We start from the raw sequence: 4,901 nt of genomic DNA, 5'->3' as shown, positions 1-4,901 counted from the left end.
CCGGCACGCCGATGTACGCCGCCTGCTCCGGCCGGAGCTCGGTCAGCCGCACCCCGAGGGCGTCGAGGTGCAGGCGCGCGACCTTCTCGTCCAGGTGCTTCGGCAGCACGGACACCCCGGTCGGGTACTCCTCGCGCTTCGTGTGCAGCTCGATCTGCGCGAGCACCTGGTTCGTGAACGAGTTGCTCATCACGAAGGACGGGTGCCCGGTCGCGTTGCCGAGGTTCATCAACCGCCCCTCGCTCAGCACCAGGACCGAGCGACCGTTCGGCAGCCGCCACTCGTGCACCTGCGGCTTGATCTCGACCTTCTCGACCCCGGGGAGCCCCTCGAGCCCCGCCATGTCGATCTCGTTGTCGAAGTGCCCGACGTTCGCGACCACCGCAAGGTGCTTCAGCGCGAGCACCTCCTCGACCCCGACGACGCCGAGGTTGCCGGTGCACGTCACGACGATGTCGACCTCGCCCGCGACGTCCGCGAGCCGCGCCACCTGGTACCCGTCCATCGCCGCCTGCAGTGCGCAGATCGGGTCGACCTCGGACACGATCACCCGGGCGCCCTGACCGCGCAGTGCCTCTGCCGCGCCCTTGCCGACGTCGCCGTAGCCCACGACGAACGCGACCTTGCCACCGATGAGCACGTCGGTCGCACGGTTCAACCCGTCGGGCAGCGAGTGGCGGATGCCGTACTTGTTGTCGAACTTCGACTTCGTCACCGAGTCGTTGACGTTGATCGCCGGGAAGCGCAGCTCACCCTTCCGCGCGAGCTCGTACAGCCGGTGCACCCCCGTGGTCGTCTCCTCGGTGACGCCCTGCACCTCGGCCGCGATGCGGGTCCACCGGTCGGGCGACCGCTCGAGCGACGCGGCCACGGTCGCGAGCACGATCCGCCACTCGGCACTCGCGTCGGCGCCGGGCTCCGGAGCGCGGCCCGCTGCCTCGGCGTCCGCACCGGTGTGCAGCAGCATCGTCGCGTCCCCGCCGTCGTCGAGGACCAGGTTCGGTCCGGTCCACGACTCCCCCGCGGCAGCGGCCTCGGCGCTCCAGTCGAAGACGCGGTCGGTGCACCACCAGTACTCGTCGAGCGTCTCGCCCTTCCACGCGAAGACCGGCACGCCCGCGGGCGACGTCGGGGTCCCCGTCGGGCCGACCGCGACCGCGGCGGCCGCCTCGTCCTGGGTGGAGAAGATGTTGCAGCTCGCCCACCGGACCTGCGCACCGAGGGCGACGAGGGTCTCGATGAGGACCGCGGTCTGCACCGTCATGTGCAGGGAGCCGGCGATGCGCGCGCCGGCGAGCGGCTGCGACGCGCCGAACTCCTCGCGCAGGGCCATCAACCCCGGCATCTCGTTCTCGGCCAGGCGGATCTGGTGGCGACCCGCCTCGGCGAGGGTCAGGTCGGCGACGCGGAACGGGGCGACGGTGCTGGTCTCGGTCGACATGGCGTCAGTCTGGCACGCCGGGAGGCGCGGATCGTCAGACGACGTCACGGACGCGGGGTGGGCGTCCAGACCGCACCGGGAGACGGCGGACGGGCCGGATCGCGTCGGGTGGGCGGGCGGCGGCGCACCCCACCGGGACCGCCGCGGGCCGCCTCAGTCGGCGGGCGCTGCGTCCCGCCGGATCGGCTCACGCCGGACGACGTCCCAGCCGCGCGGGACGCGCAGGCCGGCAGCGTGCCGGGCGCAGAGGTCGTACCCGTGCGGCTCGACGCGCGTGGAGAGGGGCCCGACGACGACCATGGAGTCGCCGTAGTCGTACGTGAGGGTCGCCGACGCGCTCGCGCCACAGGCGACCTTGCTGCAGATCCGTACGTCCTCCATACCGGCACCGACCCTACCGGTCGGAGCACCGGGACCACCTGCCGGCCGCGGCACGGTCCGCCGCGCACCCGACGCGTACGATGGCGGGATGCGTCGGAAGCACCCCACCGTCACCCCCGTCGACCGTGCCCGCGGTCGTTCCCGGCACGGACGCGGTGGCCGCTCGAGCGTGACCGGACCGGACCTGGCGCCCGTGATCACCCGCGCCGAGACCTTCGACCGGATCGTCGGCGACACCGCGCATTACCTGGTCGGCCTGTGGCCGGACGAGCTCGCGGGCGTGGTGTTCCAGGTGGCCGACATGCCGACGGACCAGGCACTGCCGGACCGGCTCCCCCGGTGGCGGGTCGACCGTGACGGGCGTCGGGTGACGCTGTTCCGCGTCCCCGTCGAGCGGGTCACGCGGAGTCCCGAGAAGGACGACACCGACCGCCGGGTGATCGTCGAGACGGCGGTGTTCCGCGCGGTCGGCGAGCTGATCGACAAGGACCCGTGGGACCTGGCGCCGGACCGCTACCGCCACTGGTGACCGACAGGGACCAGCGCCCACGGCCGGACCTCGCGCCGGACCGCTACCGTCACTGGTGACCGACAGGGACCAGCACCCACGGCCGGACCCGGCACCCGACCGCTCCCGCCACTGGTGACCGAGGGGCGTCAGGGGTAGACGCGCACCGGGGTCGAGACCTCGGTCGCCGGACGCACTGGGAACCCGCCGATGCCGTCGTCCGCGTCGTAGCTCACGCCCGCGACGAGCCCCTCGGCGCCCTCGATGACGAGCTGCGTCGACACCGGCACCTGCACGGTCGCCGTGCTGCCCGAGGCCACGTCGACCTCCTGCTCGCGGTCCCCGGACGTGATCGTGACGGTCGCGTCCGAGCGCGTCGGGTTGACGAGGTTCATCCGCGCACCGCCGCCCGGTGCCACGGCCGTCACGACGCGGTCGCCGAGGGGCTCGGCCGACGCGAACCAGCCGAGGTCGCTGCGGCCGTCGTCGGTCGGCTTCGTGGTGCGGGCACCGGCGACGAGCGGTTCGGTCGACGTCACCGTGAACGAGTAGCGCCCGTCCGGGAAGTCGTCGAGGGCGACGTCGGTGACGACCCCGGCCTCGGCGGTCGCGTTGACGGTCGAGCCGCCGCCGTCCGCGGTCGTGATCCCGACGGTCACCCGCGCGGCACGGTCACCGGGGACGAACAGGCGGAGCACCGGAGCGGCGTCCTCGGAGTCGTCGCCGCGCTGTGCCTCCTCGGCGCCCTGCAGCACGACGGCGGGGATCACCTGCGTCCGGGACGGCGCGGCCCCGCCGGAGACGACGTCGTAGCCACCCGGGGTGAGGGTCCGCACGATGCTCTCCTGCATGTGCGCGACGATCTGCCCGCCGGACGAGGTCACGTGCACGACCGTCGACCCCTGGTCGGACACGAAGCCGGACAGCGGCACGACCTTCTGCGTGTTCGGTGCGACGACGATGCCGGTCGTCCCCGGTGCCTGCACGGTGCCGGAGGCGTCGTACACGTCGAGGTCCACCGTGGCGTTGACGTCGGTCGGGTTGGACAGCGTGATCAGGCTGGTCCGTCCGGTCTCGGTCGAACCGCCCACCAGCCAGGTCGACTGGGTCGGGTCGTCGCACGACGCCGCGCCGAAGCCGACCAGGTCGCCGGAGGACACGCTCTGCGAGGTGCTGCCCGCCACCTGTGGCGTGCTGTCGCCGGCGGGTGCGGTGAGGAGCTGCGGGTCGCTGCCCCCGGTGGTGGACGCGCGGAGCGTCGAGCGGTCGACGGTGCTGCCGGTGGTGCCGGTGGCGACCTCCGACGACCCGACGGTGCTGGCCGTCGTCGCGTCGTTCCCGGACTCGTCGGACAGACGCAGCGCGCTGCCGGCGCACACCCGCTCGGCGTCGGCGGGCACCGGTGTGACGAGCCGGCCGGCCGGTCGCACGGCGGGACTCTCGGTGCCGATCGCGTGGGCGGCCGTCACGGCCCCGGCAGCGACGACCACGGCCACCGCGGTCGCGGTGCCGCGGACGACCCACCGTCGGACGGACCGGTGCTCGGTGCTCATTCGTCGCGCTCCTCGTCGAAGGTGGTGGCGGGTTCCTCGGCCTCGATGACGTTCGAGGTGGCACGGCGTCGGCGCGGCGCGGTGGGGACGGCGAGCAGGGCCGCTGCCCCGAACACGACGCCGAGCACGACGAGGTACAGCACGTGCGTCGCCCGTGTCGCGGCCGAGCCGGTGGACACCCGGTCGACGTCGCCCTCGTAGTGGAAGAGCCTCCCGGAGGCGGTCTCGCCGATGCTCGTGAAGCGGGCGTCCTGGCCGATCGCCCCGGCTGCCCGGTCGTGCACCTCCTGCGCGCCGTCGGCGTCCGGCCCGTCGTCGAGCAGCACGAACGAGATGCCGAGCTGGCGCAGCGCCGGTTCGGGGTCGTAGCCGCTGCGGCTCGCGAGGTTGCCGGCCAGGGTCGCCAGCTGCGCGCCCGACCGACTGAGACGGAGCGCTGTCGAGTCGAGGGTCGTCTGGTCGTCGAGCGTCGACCCCTGGCCACGCTCGAGCGACACCGCGAGCGAGCCGTCGGTCTGCGGCTCGACCACGAGCGTGCCGACGTCCGGGTTCGCCTGGGCCTCCGCGTTCACGTAGGCGCTCAGGACCCGTCCCGTCGTCGGACGCAGGAGCGTGTCGCCGAGGGTGGACGCGGCGAAGGCGGGCGCGACCGCGACCCCGGCGAGGACCGCTGCGACGAGTCCGGCGACCGGAGCGGTGCGTGGCAGGACGTCGATGCCGATCGAGGCGGCGACGACGATGCCGAGGGCCATCACGGACAGCGCGCTGCCGGGCCAGACGATCGTCGTGGTCGACCCGACCCCGGTGACGGTGAGGTGCGTCGCCCCGAAGGCCGTCGCGTAGCCGAGGAGCGCCAGCAGGAGCGCCGCACCGGCCACGGCCCAGCGGTGCCCGAGGAGTGCCCCGACCGCGAGCAGGACGACCGGCAGCGCGAGGACGGCCATGGCGACGGGCAGGACCGACGCGGCGAGCCCGAGGGGCGACGTCGCGGGGAGCCACCCGCTCCAGTCCGGCAGCA

Annotated in this window: 4 protein-coding genes and 1 pseudogene; 1 reads left to right on the top strand and 4 read right to left on the bottom strand. The window is 73.7% G+C overall.

The annotated features are described in order from the left end of the window. Both ahcY and D8M35_RS15485 read right to left on the bottom strand, forming a co-directional pair. Positions 1-1,441: adenosylhomocysteinase (gene ahcY / locus D8M35_RS15490; protein WP_126892633.1), on the bottom strand; the 1,441-nt coding region annotated here is incomplete at its 3' end. 153 nt (positions 1,442-1,594) lie between these two features. Further along, positions 1,595-1,822, bottom strand: a complete 228-nt coding sequence (locus D8M35_RS15485) for a DUF3499 family protein (protein ID WP_126892632.1) — start codon at positions 1,820-1,822, stop codon at positions 1,595-1,597. 88 nt (positions 1,823-1,910) lie between these two features. Between D8M35_RS15485 and D8M35_RS15480 the strand changes: the two genes are divergently transcribed. Next, complete coding sequence (locus D8M35_RS15480; protein ID WP_126892631.1) at positions 1,911-2,351, top strand: metallopeptidase family protein; 441 nt, start codon at positions 1,911-1,913, stop codon at positions 2,349-2,351. Positions 2,352-2,479: 128 nt separating this feature from the next. Here the strand turns inward: D8M35_RS15480 and D8M35_RS15475 are convergent, their stop codons facing one another. Both D8M35_RS15475 and D8M35_RS16700 read right to left on the bottom strand, forming a co-directional pair. After that, positions 2,480-3,883, bottom strand: a complete 1,404-nt coding sequence (locus tag D8M35_RS15475) for a DUF5719 family protein (protein WP_126892630.1) — start codon at positions 3,881-3,883, stop codon at positions 2,480-2,482. Further along, positions 3,880-4,901, bottom strand: a pseudogene (locus D8M35_RS16700) (hypothetical protein); the annotation flags it as partial. The gene D8M35_RS15475 and the pseudogene D8M35_RS16700, both read right to left, overlap by 4 nt.

The sequence above is a fragment of the Curtobacterium sp. HSID17257 genome (assembly GCF_003989515.1).
Taxonomy (GTDB): Bacteria; Actinomycetota; Actinomycetes; order Actinomycetales; family Microbacteriaceae; genus Curtobacterium.
The sequence above is the reverse complement of the archived record's forward strand: the minus strand, read 5'-3'. Positions and strand labels throughout refer to the sequence as shown.

Bases quoted from the DNA above. Each gene is read 5' to 3' on its own strand.
- D8M35_RS15475 (WP_126892630.1), bottom strand. From the start codon at position 3,883: ATGAGCACCGAGCACCGGTCCGTCCGACGGTGGGTCGTCCGCGGCACC.
- D8M35_RS15485 (WP_126892632.1), bottom strand. From the start codon at position 1,822: ATGGAGGACGTACGGATCTGCAGCAAGGTCGCCTGTGGCGCGAGCGCG.
- D8M35_RS15480 (WP_126892631.1), top strand. From the start codon at position 1,911: ATGCGTCGGAAGCACCCCACCGTCACCCCCGTCGACCGTGCCCGCGGT.